12 protein-coding genes are annotated in these 16,620 nt (G+C 32.7%); 2 read left to right on the forward strand and 10 right to left on the reverse strand.

The features are described from left to right. Positions 1 to 219: 219 nt before the first annotated feature. From ABD077_RS13220 to ABD077_RS13260, 9 genes are all read right to left on the reverse strand, one after another. The gene (locus ABD077_RS13220) at positions 220 to 672 is read right to left on the reverse strand and encodes a hypothetical protein (RefSeq protein WP_343912762.1); all 453 of its coding nucleotides are present in this window, start codon (positions 670 to 672) and stop codon (positions 220 to 222) included. 505 nt (positions 673 to 1,177) lie between these two features. Next, positions 1,178 to 2,080, reverse strand: coding sequence for an aldo/keto reductase (locus ABD077_RS13225; RefSeq protein WP_343912763.1), 903 nt, complete (start codon positions 2,078 to 2,080; stop codon positions 1,178 to 1,180). Between the two features lie 38 nt (positions 2,081 to 2,118). Next, complete coding sequence (locus tag ABD077_RS13230; RefSeq protein WP_425545865.1) at positions 2,119 to 5,001, reverse strand: serine hydrolase domain-containing protein; 2,883 nt, start codon at positions 4,999 to 5,001, stop codon at positions 2,119 to 2,121. 134 nt (positions 5,002 to 5,135) lie between these two features. Beyond that, complete coding sequence (locus ABD077_RS13235; RefSeq protein WP_343912764.1) at positions 5,136 to 5,621, reverse strand: ABC transporter ATPase; 486 nt, start codon at positions 5,619 to 5,621, stop codon at positions 5,136 to 5,138. A 121-nt stretch (positions 5,622 to 5,742) separates the two neighbouring features. Further along, entirely contained in the window at positions 5,743 to 6,534 is a 792-nt protein-coding gene (locus ABD077_RS13240) for a (Fe-S)-binding protein (protein ID WP_343912765.1), read from the reverse strand. Between the two features lie 57 nt (positions 6,535 to 6,591). Beyond that, positions 6,592 to 7,038, reverse strand: a complete 447-nt coding sequence (locus ABD077_RS13245) for an LNS2 domain-containing protein (RefSeq protein WP_343912766.1) — start codon at positions 7,036 to 7,038, stop codon at positions 6,592 to 6,594. Positions 7,039 to 7,104: 66 nt separating this feature from the next. Further along, a complete protein-coding gene (locus tag ABD077_RS13250; protein WP_343912767.1) occupies positions 7,105 to 8,424 on the reverse strand; it encodes a 4Fe-4S dicluster domain-containing protein in 1,320 nt (439 codons plus the stop codon). Between the two features lie 13 nt (positions 8,425 to 8,437). Then, positions 8,438 to 9,388: an MlaD family protein gene (locus ABD077_RS13255; RefSeq protein ID WP_343912768.1), complete on the reverse strand. Its 951-nt coding sequence runs from the start codon at positions 9,386 to 9,388 to the stop codon at positions 8,438 to 8,440. A gap of 86 nt (positions 9,389 to 9,474) precedes the next feature. Then, positions 9,475 to 10,611 (reverse strand): N-acetylmuramoyl-L-alanine amidase family protein, encoded by a 1,137-nt coding sequence (locus ABD077_RS13260; RefSeq protein WP_343912769.1) that lies wholly within the window; start codon positions 10,609 to 10,611, stop codon positions 9,475 to 9,477. Between the two features lie 199 nt (positions 10,612 to 10,810). On the opposite strand from ABD077_RS13260, the gene ABD077_RS13265 reads away from it, so the two are divergent. Together ABD077_RS13265 and ABD077_RS13270 are read left to right on the forward strand one after the other, a co-directional pair. Next, the gene (locus tag ABD077_RS13265) at positions 10,811 to 13,591 is read left to right on the forward strand and encodes a putative LPS assembly protein LptD (RefSeq protein WP_343912770.1); all 2,781 of its coding nucleotides are present in this window, start codon (positions 10,811 to 10,813) and stop codon (positions 13,589 to 13,591) included. Positions 13,592 to 13,658: 67 nt separating this feature from the next. After that, positions 13,659 to 14,039: a RidA family protein gene (locus ABD077_RS13270; protein ID WP_343912771.1), complete on the forward strand. Its 381-nt coding sequence runs from the start codon at positions 13,659 to 13,661 to the stop codon at positions 14,037 to 14,039. A gap of 73 nt (positions 14,040 to 14,112) precedes the next feature. Here the strand turns inward: ABD077_RS13270 and ABD077_RS13275 are convergent, their stop codons facing one another. After that, positions 14,113 to 16,305 (reverse strand): T9SS type A sorting domain-containing protein, encoded by a 2,193-nt coding sequence (locus ABD077_RS13275; protein ID WP_343912772.1) that lies wholly within the window; start codon positions 16,303 to 16,305, stop codon positions 14,113 to 14,115. Positions 16,306 to 16,620 lie beyond the last annotated feature (315 nt).

Here is a 16,620-nt window from a genome sequence, read left to right on the forward strand (position 1 = left end):
ACTTCCTCTTCTTTTTATTAGATACTCCAAACTGTTTACGCGCTTTAATCTTATTGTATAGTAGAATAACAACAACGATCAACGCCAAAATAGCAAATCCTCCCCTACCCAATAGGTAATCGATAATGTCCATACAAATACTTTTGCTCTAAAGTCGGCAAATATGATGGATACTTACATTAGTAAGAAAGAAAGTAAATTGAATTTATAACACTTACCTTAAGCAGACATTACACTGGTACGTATAGAATACTCATCGATACTCGACAGATTGCTTAAAGAGTGTATCTGATCCGATGTATTGCTGATGATATCTTCATAATACGCCAATGTTTTGGCATCAAACCCAGGAGTATCTTCTGCTGTAATCTTAAAGATATCCATCTGGTAGATGAAATTATTTAAGATATGATGGCTAGAAGATAACATTGCCTTATAAATTCGGAGTTTTGCATTTTCTAATTTTATCTTTTTGATGCGTCTGCGTGCATCCAGTGCTAAGAAAATACCAAAAATTAAGAAGGGTAGAATTAATTCATCGAATCGCAACTGTTCTATCTTAGAAAGAGCGATTAGGATATATTTAAAAATGTCTAATTCTAAAAAAACTGAGGTGAAATAAACGAAGATGGACAATACCAATCCAATAATCGTGAGCTTGTAGTTGTTCATTATAGGGGTAAGCAGTTTAAATTAATGACGATTTGTGACTTGCTTTTTTAAACATTATGATTACATTGAGTTAGAATGTAATCATATAAGGATCGAATTGTTAGTGCGCTAAATTTACACAAAAAAATAATACAAAATAATTTTATGCACAATTTATTAACAATGCATGCATAGTTATTCACAATCATTAAAAAATAAAAAACTTGACTTTTAAAAGGGTTTTTATATCAAAAAAACACAGACATACTGAATACCAATACATTATAAAAAATCTGACTACGGTACACATACCCCTATGAAACCGTAGTCATTGATTTATAAGCAAAATTGTTTCTTTGATTAAATGCCTACCTTATTTATCAAAATCAATGTTTGCTATATATAAGTATCATTTGAGTCAAATATGTTACCCCGATTTTCTGTTTTTTTTTAATTTTTCTTTAAAATATTTTAATCGCATCGAAATTAGCGACAAAATTATCTAGAAAACAATAAGATAAACTTATTACGCTACTTCATGTCCTGTAGAAGCTTCCCAAATTCGAAACCACTCTTCATCAGAGATTTGAACATGTAATGAATCTACAGCAGATTGAATTCGATTTATTTTAGTAGATCCAATTATAGGAAGTATTCCTGAAGGATGTTTTAATAACCAAGAGGTTAATATCTGATCCGCTGAAACATTATATTTATTCGATAAGTCACTAACAACAGTATTGATTCTGAACACACTATCCTCGGGGTTTTTAGCAAAAAACTTCCCTCCTGCCAATGTAGAATACGCCATAGGTTTTATTCCATATTGTATACATTGATCTAAAGAACCGTCAACAAAAGGTGTTAGGTGCAATGGCGAAATTTCTATCTGATTTGTTTGCAAAGGAAAAAAACCATGTAACATTTTGAACTGGGATGTTGTAAAATTAGAAACTCCAAAATGCAATACTTTGCCTTCAGATTTAAGCTGCTCGAAAGCCTCTGCAATTTCTGCTGGATTCATTATAGGACTAGGTCTATGAATCAATAGCATATCTATATAATCCGTTTGTAAGTTTTTTAAAGACTGTTCTACGGATTTTACAACATAGTCTTTTGTAGTTTTATAAGACTTGATCCGATTATCTGGTCTATTGGGAGTTACCAATCTAATACCACATTTGGTAACAATCTGTATTTTTTCCCGTAATGATTTATTGTTGGTCAAAGCCTCTCCAAACAACGCTTCAGTAGTATAATGACCATAAATATCTGCATGATCAAAAGTAGTTACTCCAATAGAAATACAATCTTCTATTAATTGTAACGATTGTTCTGCACTAAGATTTGCGCCCCAAGTTCCCCAATTCATGCATCCTGCAACAATTCTGGAAAATTCAGGTCCGTATCCTGAAACCTTTGTTTTCATAATACTATTAATTTTAAATATTAGGTTAGTGGTTAATTTTAATAATTTATCGCCTCGTAAATTAACCTCTGAATCTCGGATCGAATATCATTAGAAATTAATTTTCGATTGGCAGAATCGGGAAATGTTCTATTACTCAGGAATACGTAAATTATTTCTTCATCCGGATCCGCCCAGGTAAATGTTCCGGTAAAGCCACTATGACCATAACTATTCATAGATATACAACCGCAAGTAGGCCCTATATCTCCTAACTGAGGTTTATCGAACCCCACTCCACGTCTTACTTTTTTATGACAGTAGGAACAGGTATTAAACTCAGCAATAGTTTCTGGAGAAATGTATTGTTTTCCTCCGTAATACCCTCCATTTAAATACATCTGCATTATTTTGGTGACATCATTAGCGTTGGCAAATAAGCCTGCATGCCCTCCAATCCCTCCAAACATTGCTGCACCTTGATCATGTACGTATCCATGAATTATTTCTTTGCGATACGCCTGATCATTTTCGGTAGGAACAATACGCTTTTTCTTGAATCTATTAATAGGAAGATACCCCATATTACTCGCTCCTATTCCTCTGTAAAAATGTTGCTGAGTTAATGCATCTAAATTATTCCCATAATGATCCTCGATAAAAGATTTCATCATATAATAAGGAAGATCACTATATTTATAACTCAGTCTCTTACGAAGCTCACTGTCTTTGATACGTAGCATCAAGGAATCTTTCATATCACTTCTTAAATACAAATTGCCTGTGACTCTAATATTATAATCATCTGAGCGTTTATTTCTATAGTACTTTTTATCAGGTTTTGTGGTAACGCTATCCAAGGTCTTTAGAAAAAATGGAATCCATGCTCTTAGACGCGCATAATGAGACAACATAGAGCGCACTGTGATATCCTTCTTATTCGAATCTTGAAAAGAAGGTAATAATTCACCTACTCTACTATCCAATGATAGAATCCCATTATCTTTTAATTCCATAGTTAACGGTAGCGTAGCAAGAATCTTTGTCAAGGAAGCAAGGTCATAAATATCAGATCCTCTGACTTTTCTAGATTTCGCATAGGTATGATAACCATAATTCTTATTAAAGATTACTTTCCCTTTTCTAGCTACCATTAATTGCACTCCTGGAGTCATATTTTCTTTAAGCGCTATATTCACAACAGAATCTATGCGTTGTAATTTGTGGCTATTCATTCCTACCGTTTCCGGAATTCCATATGCAAGTCGTTTTAAAGACCTTGTTTCTAAACCTGTTCCCAACGGAAAATCCATCCCCAAACTAACTGGAAGTTTACCTTTTGCTTCGATAGCGCCAAAAAGTAGTTGTGCTGCCTTTTCTTGAGCAACCTTACTGTTTTGATATGACATCAAAATACCCTCGAAATTTGTAGTTGTCTGTAGATCTAACATCGCATAGGGTCTAGAAAAAACACTAAGCACAGTATTATTAAGTCTAGCTATTTCGTACAACCATACAAGCTCCTTATCTTTAAACCTGTAATCTTTCCAAGGATTAGCATTTGATTTATGCAATCCTACAATTACATAATTATAGTTTTTAAGTTGCTCCAAGATATCAGGTAATTGATTTCCTTTTACCCAATCTACTTTGGTATATTTATTTAACTCTTCTAAAAAAACTTCACCAGAATCATCACCTAAGGATACATATGCTATTTTTTTCAGGTCTAAATTTTTAACTGGTAAAATAGCACGTTCATTTTTTAATAAAGTCAAAGAATTCTCAACCAGTTTATGATGTAATATTTCATTAGCAATACTATTTAACTCCTCGATAAGATATTCTGATTGGATTGGTTTATAAGAATGTAAACCAACTTTATACTTAGCCATCAAAATCTTCTTAACCGAACGTGATAATCGTTTTTCTGAAATTTCTCCAGCATAATACGCTGAAATAATTTTCTGAGATGCTAAAGGAACATCTTCCGATATTAACAAGATGTCATTCCCTGCTTTAAAAGCTGCTAGATCGATATCTCCAGGCGCTTTAAAATCAGAGGCTCCTTTCATATTAAGAGCGTCGGTTATTACCAACCCTTCAAAATTAAGACTATCTTGTAATATATTGGTTACTACATTCTCAGAAATAGAAGATGGGTATCCAGATCTAGGTTCTAAACTTGGAATATTTAAATGTGCTACCATCACACTAGACAATCCTTCTTTTATTAGTTTGCGATAAGGATATAGTTCTACACTATCAATTCTTTTTTCATCAAAATTAATTGTCGGTAGTGTTTTATGAGAATCGCTATCAGTATCGCCGTGACCAGGAAAATGCTTTGCACTTGCCAAGACACCCTCTTTTTGCATCCCTTTCATAAAAGCTAATGCTTTTTCTGTTACATTATCTTTTTCTTCTCCAAAAGAACGATTTCCGATAATAGGATTCTTGGGATTGGTATTCATATCTACCACAGGAGCAAAATTTATGTGCACTCCTAATCGCTTACAATGTTTGGCAATTTGTTGACCAGTTTCTTCTATTAAGCTGTTATCCTGAATAGCTCCTAAAGTCATATTCCAGGGAAATGCTTTTGTAGAATCTAATCGCATTGCTAATCCCCACTCAGCATCCATCCCAATCATTAAGGGTACTTTAGAAAGCTCTTGATACTCGTTATTTAGTTTTGCCTGACGATTTGGACCGCCTTTAGAAAATATAATCCCACCAATATGAAATTCTTCGATTAACCTTTTGATTTTATCAGTTTCTTTCTTTGGTTTAGAAGAAAAAACATCCACCATAAAAAGCTGGCCAACTTTTTCTTTCAAAGTCATTTTATTGTAGATACTATCTACCCAAAATCGCTGTCGATCCTTTTCATCCTCTACAATCAATGGGCTAACCGTAATGTTTTCCAAAACCTCTTCCACTGGTAAAGAATCGGTATTCTTCTCATACAACGGTTCTGATACATTAAGAGTATCGGGGTGTTGTGAAAAAACTGATACCGAGGAAATAAAAACTAAAACAGAAAAATATCTTCTAAAAATACAACTCACTAATCCTAATTTAAAAAACGGTTATGCCAACTATCTTTTGCTGGTACTTCCCAATCTGTTTTATATTCCGCTATATTTGTAACCAGATTGTTAAATACAATTGTATTAGGAGATACAGAGCGATTTTTTACCATTTTTCTAAAATCTGTAAGAGACTTATAAGCAACAAACTCTCCCTGTTTATAAGAAACATTCATTTTATCCATTAAATCTACTTTATAATCGTTTTCTAACTTTTGAATAAAGTGAACAGAAGCATCGATAGAACATCCTGTTGCTTGATTTAGATCCTGATCTAACGCAATGGTAATAAAACGCTTATATTTTATATCAAAGCCAGCTTTAAGATCTGCTCCATGGGCAGTCCATTGATTTATAAAAACCTCTAGCTTTTCTTGTATTTCTTCTAATTCCTCTTTTGTAAAAGATCTATTGGCCTGATATATCCAAACTCTCGACGTATCTGGCAATTCATTAAAATCTACTAACATCTACTTTCTTTTTATTCTCTAAAATAACAAAAAGTATTCCTAATTGTTGCAACAAAAAAGAGTTAATATGAACAAACATATCAACTCTTTACTTATTTTTAGAAATCTTTAAAAATTCTTTCTATAAATCTTGAGCATTTGCGATTAACTCTGCTACATCCAACACTTCTATACTATCTTCTTTTTCTTTATTCTTAACTCCATCGGTCATCATAGTATTACAAAAAGGACATCCCGCAGCGATAATATCTGGTTTTGTTTCTAAAGCATCTTCTGTTCTTTCGATATTTACATCTTTATTACCTGGTTCAGGCTCTTTAAACATCTGTGCTCCACCAGCTCCACAACACAAACCATTGCGTCTGCTTCGTTTCATTTCTGTAAGTTCTACTTCTAATTTCTTAAGTAAATCTCTTGGAGCTTCGTATACATTATTAGCTCTACCAAGATAACATGGATCATGGAAAGTTATTCTTTTACCTTTAAACTTTCCTCCTTCAACCGTTAATCGTCCTTCATCTAAAAGAGACTTAAGAAATTGTGCATGATGCATTACCTCATAATTTCCTCCCAACGCTGGGTATTCATTTTTCAAGGTATTAAAACAATGAGGACAGGCAGTAACTACTTTCTTTATTTCATAGGCGTTCATTACTTCTATATTAGTAACTGCCTGCATTTGAAATAAAAACTCATTACCAGATCTTTTTGCAGGATCTCCAGTACAGCTTTCTTCAGTTCCTAATACAGCAAAGTCTACTTTGGAACTATGAAGTAATTTTACAAAAGCTTTTGTAATCTTCTTAGCTCTATCATCAAAACTTCCAGCACATCCTACCCAAAATAAAACCTCAGGCATTTTACCTTCGGCCATATACTCTGCCATTGTTGGCACCTTTACTGCTTCACTCATATGTTTTATTATTTATATACATCGTTTTTGTTAGAAAAGATGTCTTACAAAAATTTATTAATCGTGTTTTCCATCATCAAAAACCTCGATGGTAACTACTCTCTCTACTAGTTCTGTAAATTTACCAGTATATCGAGTAGCTTTTACTAAATGATTATCTATCCAATGATAGTTTCCACCTCTTGGTTTACCCATTAATAAGCTATGGTATTTGAACCCATGCTTATTTAACCAAGTTTCGGTAACCTCTCTATGCTCTTCTGTTCTAGAAGTAAAGAAACAAATAATATGTCCTTCTTCATACCATTTATTTAAGGTTGCTAAAGCATCTGGAAAAGGCTCACAAGTAACCATACGCTCTGGTTCTTCGTTAGGAACATCTTCTGTAATTGTCCCATCAATATCGATGAGATAATTTTTAATACCTTCTGGTAAAACTGGACTTATATGTTCTCCAGCTTCAATCTTTTCATGCAATAATTTCTCTACTTCTTCCTTCTTCATAATTTCTAGATTCTCTTAATTTTTAAAAGTTTTCGGTTAATAGTTATGGTTAATAATATTTAATTTTTATTCTTGACTCCAATTTAATCTGTCCATTTGGTTGAATGGCCATGGTGCTCCATTATTTTCGATATTGGACATCATATTATTTAGGTCTGAAGGCGCAGCACTTTGCTCCATGACCAAATATCTTCTCATATCTAAAATAATAGACAATGGACTTATACTCACTGGACAAGCTTCTACACAAGCATTACAACTAGTACAAGCCCATAATTCTTCAGTTGTGATATAATCATTTAATAATTGCTTACCATCATCTACAAAGCTACCGTTCTTATCGATATTATCTCCTACTTCCTGAAGTCGATCTCTGGTATCCATCATAATCTTTCTAGGTGATAACTTCTTGCCAGTCTGGTTTGCAGGACATTCACTGGTACAACGCCCACACTCCGTACAAGTGTAAGAATTTAACAATTGTACCCAATTTAAATCTGTTACATCGGATGCACCAAATTTTTCAGGCTCCCCTTCTGGTTCGTCACCCGCTGGAGCTGCAAACGGATCTGCGTTTGGATCCATCATTAACATTACTTCGTTCGTTACCGCTTCTAGGTTATCCATTTGTCCTTTAGGATTTAAATCTCCATAATAAGTATTAGGAAATGCTAAAAGAATATGTAGATGTTTAGAGAAGTATAGATAATTAAGGAAAATTAAAATACCAATAATATGCATCCACCATGCTCCTCGTTCTAAAAGAATTAGGGAACCTTCAGACATCCCATCAAATAATGGTGATATAAATTGACTTATTGGATATGCTCCTGCTTTTACGTAATGATCAGCTCCTAAATTTTGTAATTGTAAATCTGCAGCATTCATTGTTAAAAACAGGGTCATTAGAACAACCTCGAAATACAGAATTATATTACCATCATTTTTAGGCCATCCTTTTAGCGTTTTAAATCTACGAATATTGATAACATTTCTTCTAATCCAGAAAATAAATACACTTACCAATACTAACAGGGCTAACACCTCGAATGAACCAATTAAAAAGTCATATAAACCTCCTAGAAATGCAAAAATTCTATGTGTTCCAAAAATACCATCTATAATAATTTCCAGAACTTCGATATTAATAATAATAAAACCTAGATACACAATGATGTGTAGAATACCAGCAATAGGTCTCCTTACCATTTTGGATTGTCCCAAAGCGATACGAGCCATATTATTAAAACGTTCTTTTTTATTATCCGTTCGATCTACATCTTTACCCAATTTTATATTACGAATAAGCTTACGAACATTTTTTGCAAAATATCCTATTCCAGCGATTAGGATAATTACAAAAATGATATTTGGAATATATTGCATAGTTTAGTGATAGTTAGTTTATTGAATCTGCCGGTTTTACATAAGGTTTGTTCTTTTTACCAAAAACCGAAATATTTACATATCTAGTAGGATGTAATCTAAGATCTTGAAGTAGTAATTCTAGTTCTTTACTAGCTCTATCTAAATTGTTATAAAGCTGATCATCCTTTAATAGCTTCCCTGCTGTTCCTTTTCCTACTTCTAAATCTTTAGAAATTTTATCAAAATTTGCTAACACCGCATCTAAATCATTCACCAATTTACCAATATTTACTTTTGATAACGAATCTGAGAATTGATTTAAATTAGTAGACATCTTATCTAGATTAGAAAGCGTAGTATTTAACTTATCTTCATTACCTGATAAAATATTATTTAATGATCCTGAAGCTCCCTTGAAGTTTCGAACAGTAATGCTTAAATCTTTAAAGATGGAATTTAGATTGTTTTTATTATCTACAGATAAAATTCCGTTTACAGAAGTTAATAACGTATCTGCGTCTTTAATGGCTGATTCAAGCTTTAATTGTAAAGGAGTAAGTTGCTCATTTACCAATTCTAGTAAACCAGCTTTTACTCTTCCTGGCAAGGTATCTTTATCTTTTGCTTCTTTTCCTACTTCGTAAATTGGGTTAATAGCTAAAGACTTACCTCCTATCAGATCACCACCATACACCATGGCTTCACTATTTCTAGAAAAGGAAAAATCGCTACTTACGTTAAATTCTACAATAAGATTACCTTTGGTATCAGCGAAATTGATAGAAACAACCTTTCCTACAACCAATCCATTAATGGTTACTGGAGAGGAAGGTATTAGTCCCTCCACATTATCATATACCGCATAAAATGTTCGATCAGATTCTAAAAGGTTCTTTCCTTTTAAAAAACTATATCCAAATATCAGAAGGGCTATAGCAGATAATGCTAAAATTCCAGTTTTAACTTCTCGAGTAAATTTCAAAATAGCATATATTTAGGACACAAATTTAGAATAAAAAATATACTTCCAAAGATTATTAACGAACGATTTATCAGTATTTATTTAGATTAATTCGATGAAGTATTAGTTTTCAGGGCTTCACTTAATGGAATTATCTCATTATTCTTAAATGCAACAACAAAACAAGAGGTATATCCCTTAGCAACAGCAACATTTTTTAACTCCTTGATTAAATTATAATTAGGTGTATTTCCAAAGTAATATTTATAAACCTCTCCAAACTGAACTTTTGATAACTGATCCAGCCCATTGAAATTTTTTGGATCTAAAACTACATCGTTTGAGCCAGCTTCAATTTGCACTTTAAAAGTGATTCCATCATATAATTCTTCATCAACTGTTTTTATTATGGTATCATTGGTGACTACCTCCGGGGTTTTTGGTTCAGGAACATAATACGTTTCATCCAGACTATCCTTGTAATCAACTATAGATTTAATGATGGATTTTGCCATATCATCTTGTCCCTTTTTAGAATTTAGATATTTACCTTCTTTATTATTTGTTAAAAAACCTAGCTCCACTAATACACTTGGCATATATGTCTGATGTAATACTACAAAACCGGCTTGTTTTACACCTCTACTCTTCCTTTTTAAAGTATTCGTGAATCTTTTTTCTATATAACTTGCCAAAATTAAACTTTGATCCAGATACTCTTCTTGCATAAGGGTAAGCCCTATAATAGATTCAGGAGAATTAGGATCAAAACCATCGTAATTCGCTTCATAATTGTCTTCCATCAAAATAACAGAATTCTCTTTTTTGGCTACGTTAAAATTTTCATCGTTGGCATGCAATCCTAAAACAAAAGTTTCTGTTCCATATGCTTGAGACCTATGAGAATTGCAGTGAATAGAAACAAAAAGATCAGCTTTTGCTTTATTAGCAATCCTTCCTCTTTCATGAAGTTCGATAAATTTGTCGGTCTTTCTTGTGTATACCACTTTAAAACGATCGTCTTTTTCTAATGCTGCTCCTACGGCTAAGACCACTTTTAATGCAATATCTTTTTCTTTATATCCGTTTCCTCTATTTCCCGGATCATCACCTCCATGACCAGCATCTAAAGCCACGATAAACTTTTCTGTATTCGAATCAGAAATTCTGGACATCAAAGCAAATCCAGAGGACACCATAATTAGTGCTACAGATACAATGCTATATATAATTTTCTTTTTCATAATTATCAAAATTATCCCTTAGCTTGAAACATTCCCAAATTGTTTCCGTATTTAGTATAATAATTCTAAAATCACAAGGTTAATGATCTTGGAATTTAATCGACATAGTTTCTTAAAAAATAACATTGGAGTATCGTATTTGATAGAAATATTTATTTTTTTCTCAATTACAATCTCTACATAAAAAATATATGTAATTTTGGCACTTCAAAAACTAAGCCATAGTTTTACAAAAATAGGATATAAACCATTGCAAACAACGGTACGTAACATACTTTATTCACTAAGTTTTTCACTATTTTGTATTTGTTATACAACTGCACAAGAGTTTGATAAAACGACAAAGAAACCTATTCAATCTCCAAAGGATTCTATTACCTTACCCAAAAAGGATGTCGAACCTAAGACGGAACTCCTTGAAAATGAAAAAGATCAGGATACTGTAAAGAAAGATAGCGTGGTGGAACCACCACAATTATTAACAGATAAGGTAACTTACAAGTCCAAAGATTATATGAGATTAAGTCGTAGAGAAAACAAAATGTACCTCTACAACGAAGCAGAAATCATCTATGGAGAAATGCAAATAAATGCTGGATTGATCATTGTAGACAATTCTAAAAACGAGGTATACGCCTATGGTATTAAAGATTCTGTAGGAGATTATACACAAACCCCTGTTTTTAAACAAGCACAAAATGTAGTTGAACCTGATTCTATTCGATTTAATTTTGATACAGAAAAAGCACTTATTTATAATTCTAGAACCAAACAAGGTGAAATGAATGTAAAAGGTGAAGTTTCTAAAAGAGTTAATGACTCTGTTATATACATGAGTAATGTAAAGTTTACCACCGCAGAAGATGTTGATAATGCAGATTATTACTTCTACGCCAGAAGAATCAAACTAGTACCAAAAAAGAAAATTGTTACAGGATTGGTAAATATGTTTATCGCGGATGTACCAACTCCTTTAGGATTACCTTTTGGTTATTTCCCTTTACAAGAAAAAAGAACCTCAGGATTTATCATTCCTAGTTATGGAGAAGAAAATAACAGAGGATATTTTTTACAAAATGGTGGGTATTATTTTGCTTTGAGTGATTATGCTGATCTTACTGTTACCGGTGATTATTATACCAATGGGAGTTATACACTATTAGCCGAAACATCTTATGCTGTTCGCTATAAATATAGAGGTAATTTGAGATTTCGATTTGAGAACAACCTAACTAGCGAACGAGGTTTTCCTGACTTTGCTCAGAGAACTACCTATAATATCCAATGGACACATTCGCAAGATGCCAAATCCAATCCAAACTCTAGATTTTCGGCATCTGTCAATTTTGGAAGCAGCGACTTCTTCCAGCAGTCTACCAATCAGTTAAACACAGGAAATTTCTTGAATAACCAGTTAAGTTCATCTATCTCCTATTCCAAAACTTTTCAGGGAGATCCTCAGGTGAATTTGAATGTTGCTGCAAATCATAACTCCAATACAAACACACAAGAAGTTAACCTATCACTGCCTAATGTAAATGCAAGTGTTTCAAGGATATTTCCTTTTGCTCCAAAAGTTGGTGTAAAAAAAGGTATTATTCAAAATATCAACACCCAATATAATTTTAGAGGTGAGAACCGCATTACTACCAATGATGATGATTTATTTACTGGAGATATGTTTAATGACGCTAGAATTGGAATGCAACATTCTATTCCGATTAGTACCAACTTTAAAATCTTTAAGTATTTAAGTGCGACTATGGGTACAAGTTTCCAAGAAAACTGGGTATTCGAAACGATAGAGCAAAGTTATGATCCGGATGCTAATGACGGTGCTGGAGAAGTAGTTAGAGATACTATTGCAGGTTTTGATGCTTTTAGAACCTATAATTTCTCTACCAGTTTAGGAACCACGATTTACGGAACATTCAATTTTAAGAAAGACAAAAAAATACAAGCTATTCGTCATACAATGAGACCAAGTGTTAGCTATAGTATTAACCCTGCATTTGATCAGTTTTATGACGAATACACGATTACAGATAACCCTGCAACTTTGGATATTAACGAGGAAGAAGTAGTAGAGTACTCTAGATTTGAAGGTGGATTCTTTGGTGCCCCTAGTAATACATTTTCTAGTAGTATTGGTTTTTCCTTAAGCAATAACTTAGAGGCTAAAGTCCGGAGTAAAGATACTACAGATCTCGAACCCAAGAAAGTGGTTTTACTTAATAATTTAAACTTTAGAACTGCTTATAATATTGCCGGTGATTCACTTCAATTAAGTCCCTTATCAATAACAGGAAATATTCCTATTGTTCAGAATAAACTAGACATTAATTTTAGTGCAGAACTGGATCCATATGCATTAGATAATAATAATCGTAAAATTGATGTTTGGAATATTGATAACGGAGGTAGTCTTTTTAGATTAACCAGAGCTAGTGCTAATTTTGGATATTCTTTCTCGAGTAAAGATTTTGAAAAAGGTAAAACCAATGAGGATCCTCTCACAAACCAGACCTTCCAAAATGGTGGTCGACCGGATAATTTGTTTGGCGGAGGAACAGATTTTAGAGAAGAACAAAGTTATCGTCAAAATAATAAAGATACAGAGAAAAAGGACGTTAAAAATTACAATTATAAAATCCCTTGGTCATTACGACTATCTTACACTGTCAACTATAGCAATAATGCTCGACAAAATGAGATATCTTCTCACTCCATCATGTTTTCTGGAGATGTAGAGTTAGCTCCTAAATGGACCGTTGGTGTTTCATCTGGGTATGATCTCAAAAATCCTGGTTTCACTTTTACTAATTTAAGATTCCAAAGGGATTTAGATAGTTGGAATATGAGCTTTAATTGGATTCCTTTTAGCGAAAGGACTTCCTGGAACTTTTTCATAGGAATTTCTTCTTCTGTTCTAAGTGATATCAAATACGATAAACGTAGAGAACCAGACAGACAGCTTTAGGTTTGAGTTTTGAGGGAAATAAATTGAAGTTTTATAAATCAAAATAACATAACACAATACACACATCATGAAAAAAATCATCACGACTTCTAAAGCACCTGCACCTATCGGACCTTACAGTCAAGCTATTCTAAACGGAAATACTTTATATACTTCTGGTCAGATTGCGATTAATCCTACTTCTGGAGAATTGGTTACGGATGATATCAAAAAAGAAGCAGAACAGGTAATGCAAAATCTTAAAGCCATTTTAGATGAGGTGGAAATGACTTTTGAAAATGTTATTAAGACGACTATTTTTCTAAGTGATATGAATAACTTTTCAAAAGTAAATGAAGTATACGGAAGCTATTTTAATGAAGATACTGCTCCAGCTAGAGAAACAGTAGCGGTAGCTGCACTACCAAAGTTTGTTAACGTTGAAATTTCGGTAATTGCGGTTAAATAAAAGCTCATTTGATTCAAATAAAAAAGCCTAAGTTTATTTGACTTAGGCTCTTGTGTTTATAAGAGATATTATTTTATCTAATTATGACATTTCGAGTGGCTTTTGTATTACCACTTTTTATAGAAAGTATATAATTACCCGTTTTCAATCCGTCAACATCAAATGATAGATTATAAATCCCTTTTTGAAGTTCCTGTTCCTGTAACTTTTGAACTAATCTTCCCTGAACATCAAATAAATTAATAATCACCTTACCCTCGGAATTCATAACATAATGAACATTCCCTTTATCAAAAATGGGATTTGGGTACACTCCCATGACAACAAATTTTTCACTAACACTTCCTGAAGACAATTCATGTTTTATAGTAGTTTCCTTTTGCGTTTCTCTGCCATTTAGTGCTATTGCAGCCTGAGAAGTTCTTCTTACTTTACAATCATTAGAATTTACATACCAGCTACGTGATCTATTTTCTTGTGCTATAGGTCTTGAAACATCATTCGTATCGAACCAATCAGCCTGTACTCTATTTTCCCTTACATCAAGCACATAATATCCATGATTATCTAAATCAACATCTTTTATATGTCTGTTTAGCAATCGTATATAAAATTCTGATAATCCAGAAGCAACTCCTCCTAAAAAATCCAAATTTGTAGAAGTGACACTAGGAACTACAAACTCGCACATTTCGCAATCACCCTTATAACGCACTTCACCAACAAAAGTACTATGTATATCCCCTGTTAGAACAATTACATTATTAATATTGTTAGTATTAATAAATTCTAAAAGTTGTTCTCTCTCCTCCTGATATCCATCCCACGCATCATTAGAAGGAACACCATTCCAAGGCATAACCATTACCTGATTACCTATAATTCTCCATTTTGCTGAAGAGCTTTGTAATTGATTTTTTAACCACAGAAATTGTTCTGATCCTAATATGGATTTATAAGACTCTCTATTAGATTTTGATAGTTGACTTTCTCTATATTTTGTTCCTTTCTGCAGTAATTGTTCTAAAGCAAAAGTCGATTTATTATCAAAACTTCCTTTTTGCAAAACTTGATTCACAAAACCATCAATCACCTGATCGAGCTCTTCTGCATTTAGTGCCTTTTCATTTTTAGATTCCTCACTACTATCTAAAGAAACATTCAAGATCATTGGTAACACTTCTTTTAATACTTCTTTTAATTCCTCTTCTTTGGTAAGATCCTTTTTAGCAATTACATTTTGTGCAAAGGTTTTGAATGCATCGTTAGAAGCGGCAGCACTAATAAGGTTTTTAGAAGAATTTACTTGTGTATCTCTTCCTTCTATTCTAGTGTCTAACATAATTAAATCCATTAACTTACCATAAGATATCTTTCTGTACAGTCTGTATTCTTCAATGGAATTAGCTCTTACTGGCATCCATTCAAAATATGCTTTGAACGCATTATTTTTTCTTGCTTCCCAATCACCTTCTGAGGATGAGGAATGATTTTCCGCTCCAAATTTATTTGCATCATTTGCAAACTCATGATCATCCCATATATTTATAAAGGCATGTTGTTGGTGCACATTACGTAACATTGGATCTAACTTGTAATAAGAATGACGTACTCTATAGTCATCTAAAGTAATAATTTCATTTTCTGGTACATGACCTCGATTAATTTCATTATTGTAGCCATATCCTCCTGACTCATATTCATAAATATAGTCTCCTAAATGTATTACAGCATCTAAATCTGTTCTACTTGCAATTTGATTGTATGCATTAAAATATCCATTTTGATAATTTGAACACGATAATACAGCAAATCTTAAGTTATCAACTAAATCCTCTTGTGCGGGAGCAGTTCTGGTTTTTCCTATAATCGATTTTGCACTTAAAGATTCGAACTGATAATAATACACTGTATAAGGCTCCAAACCGATCGCATCAACTTTTACTGTATAATCTTTTGATTGACTGGTATTTGTAGAACCTTGTTGTACAATTTGATTCATCTGAGGATCTTTGGCTATTTTCCAATTTACTTGTACATTAGTCTCATTAGTTGTAACTCTAGTCCATATAATAACAGAATTTTCTAACGGATCTCCCGATGCAACACCGTGATAAAATGGTGCTAACGAAGGATTAAAATAATCAGACACATCACCTACATTTACAGTTCGCTCTATTTTAGTAAGAACCGTATTTATTTGTTGAGCGTAAAAGCAATGTGTACATAAAAATAAAAAGATTAGGTTTTTAAGATTTGATTTCATGTAAAGCTATATTTAGTTGTTAGTTTTTCGCGAAAATATGCGAATGAGCAAACAAAAAATCAACGTGATTCTTTTTTAATCAAACCTTAAAATGGATAATGAATATTTTAATTTAACGCTTATAAATTAACTATGATTTTAAATCATTCTTTAAACAAAATACTATTTTATAATAATGATCAACAAAACACTTCTATTCTATAAAATTTAAAATTTGTATTTCTATAGTACTTTTAAAGAAAAAATCCTGTAGAGCTTTTATTAATCCTATTAAAACTAACTAATATTTGAAAAGAATCTACTTTGCGTTCTAGA

Origin of the sequence: Aquimarina litoralis, from assembly GCF_039523995.1 — a bacterium.
Taxonomy (GTDB): Bacteria; Bacteroidota; Bacteroidia; order Flavobacteriales; family Flavobacteriaceae; genus Aquimarina; species Aquimarina litoralis.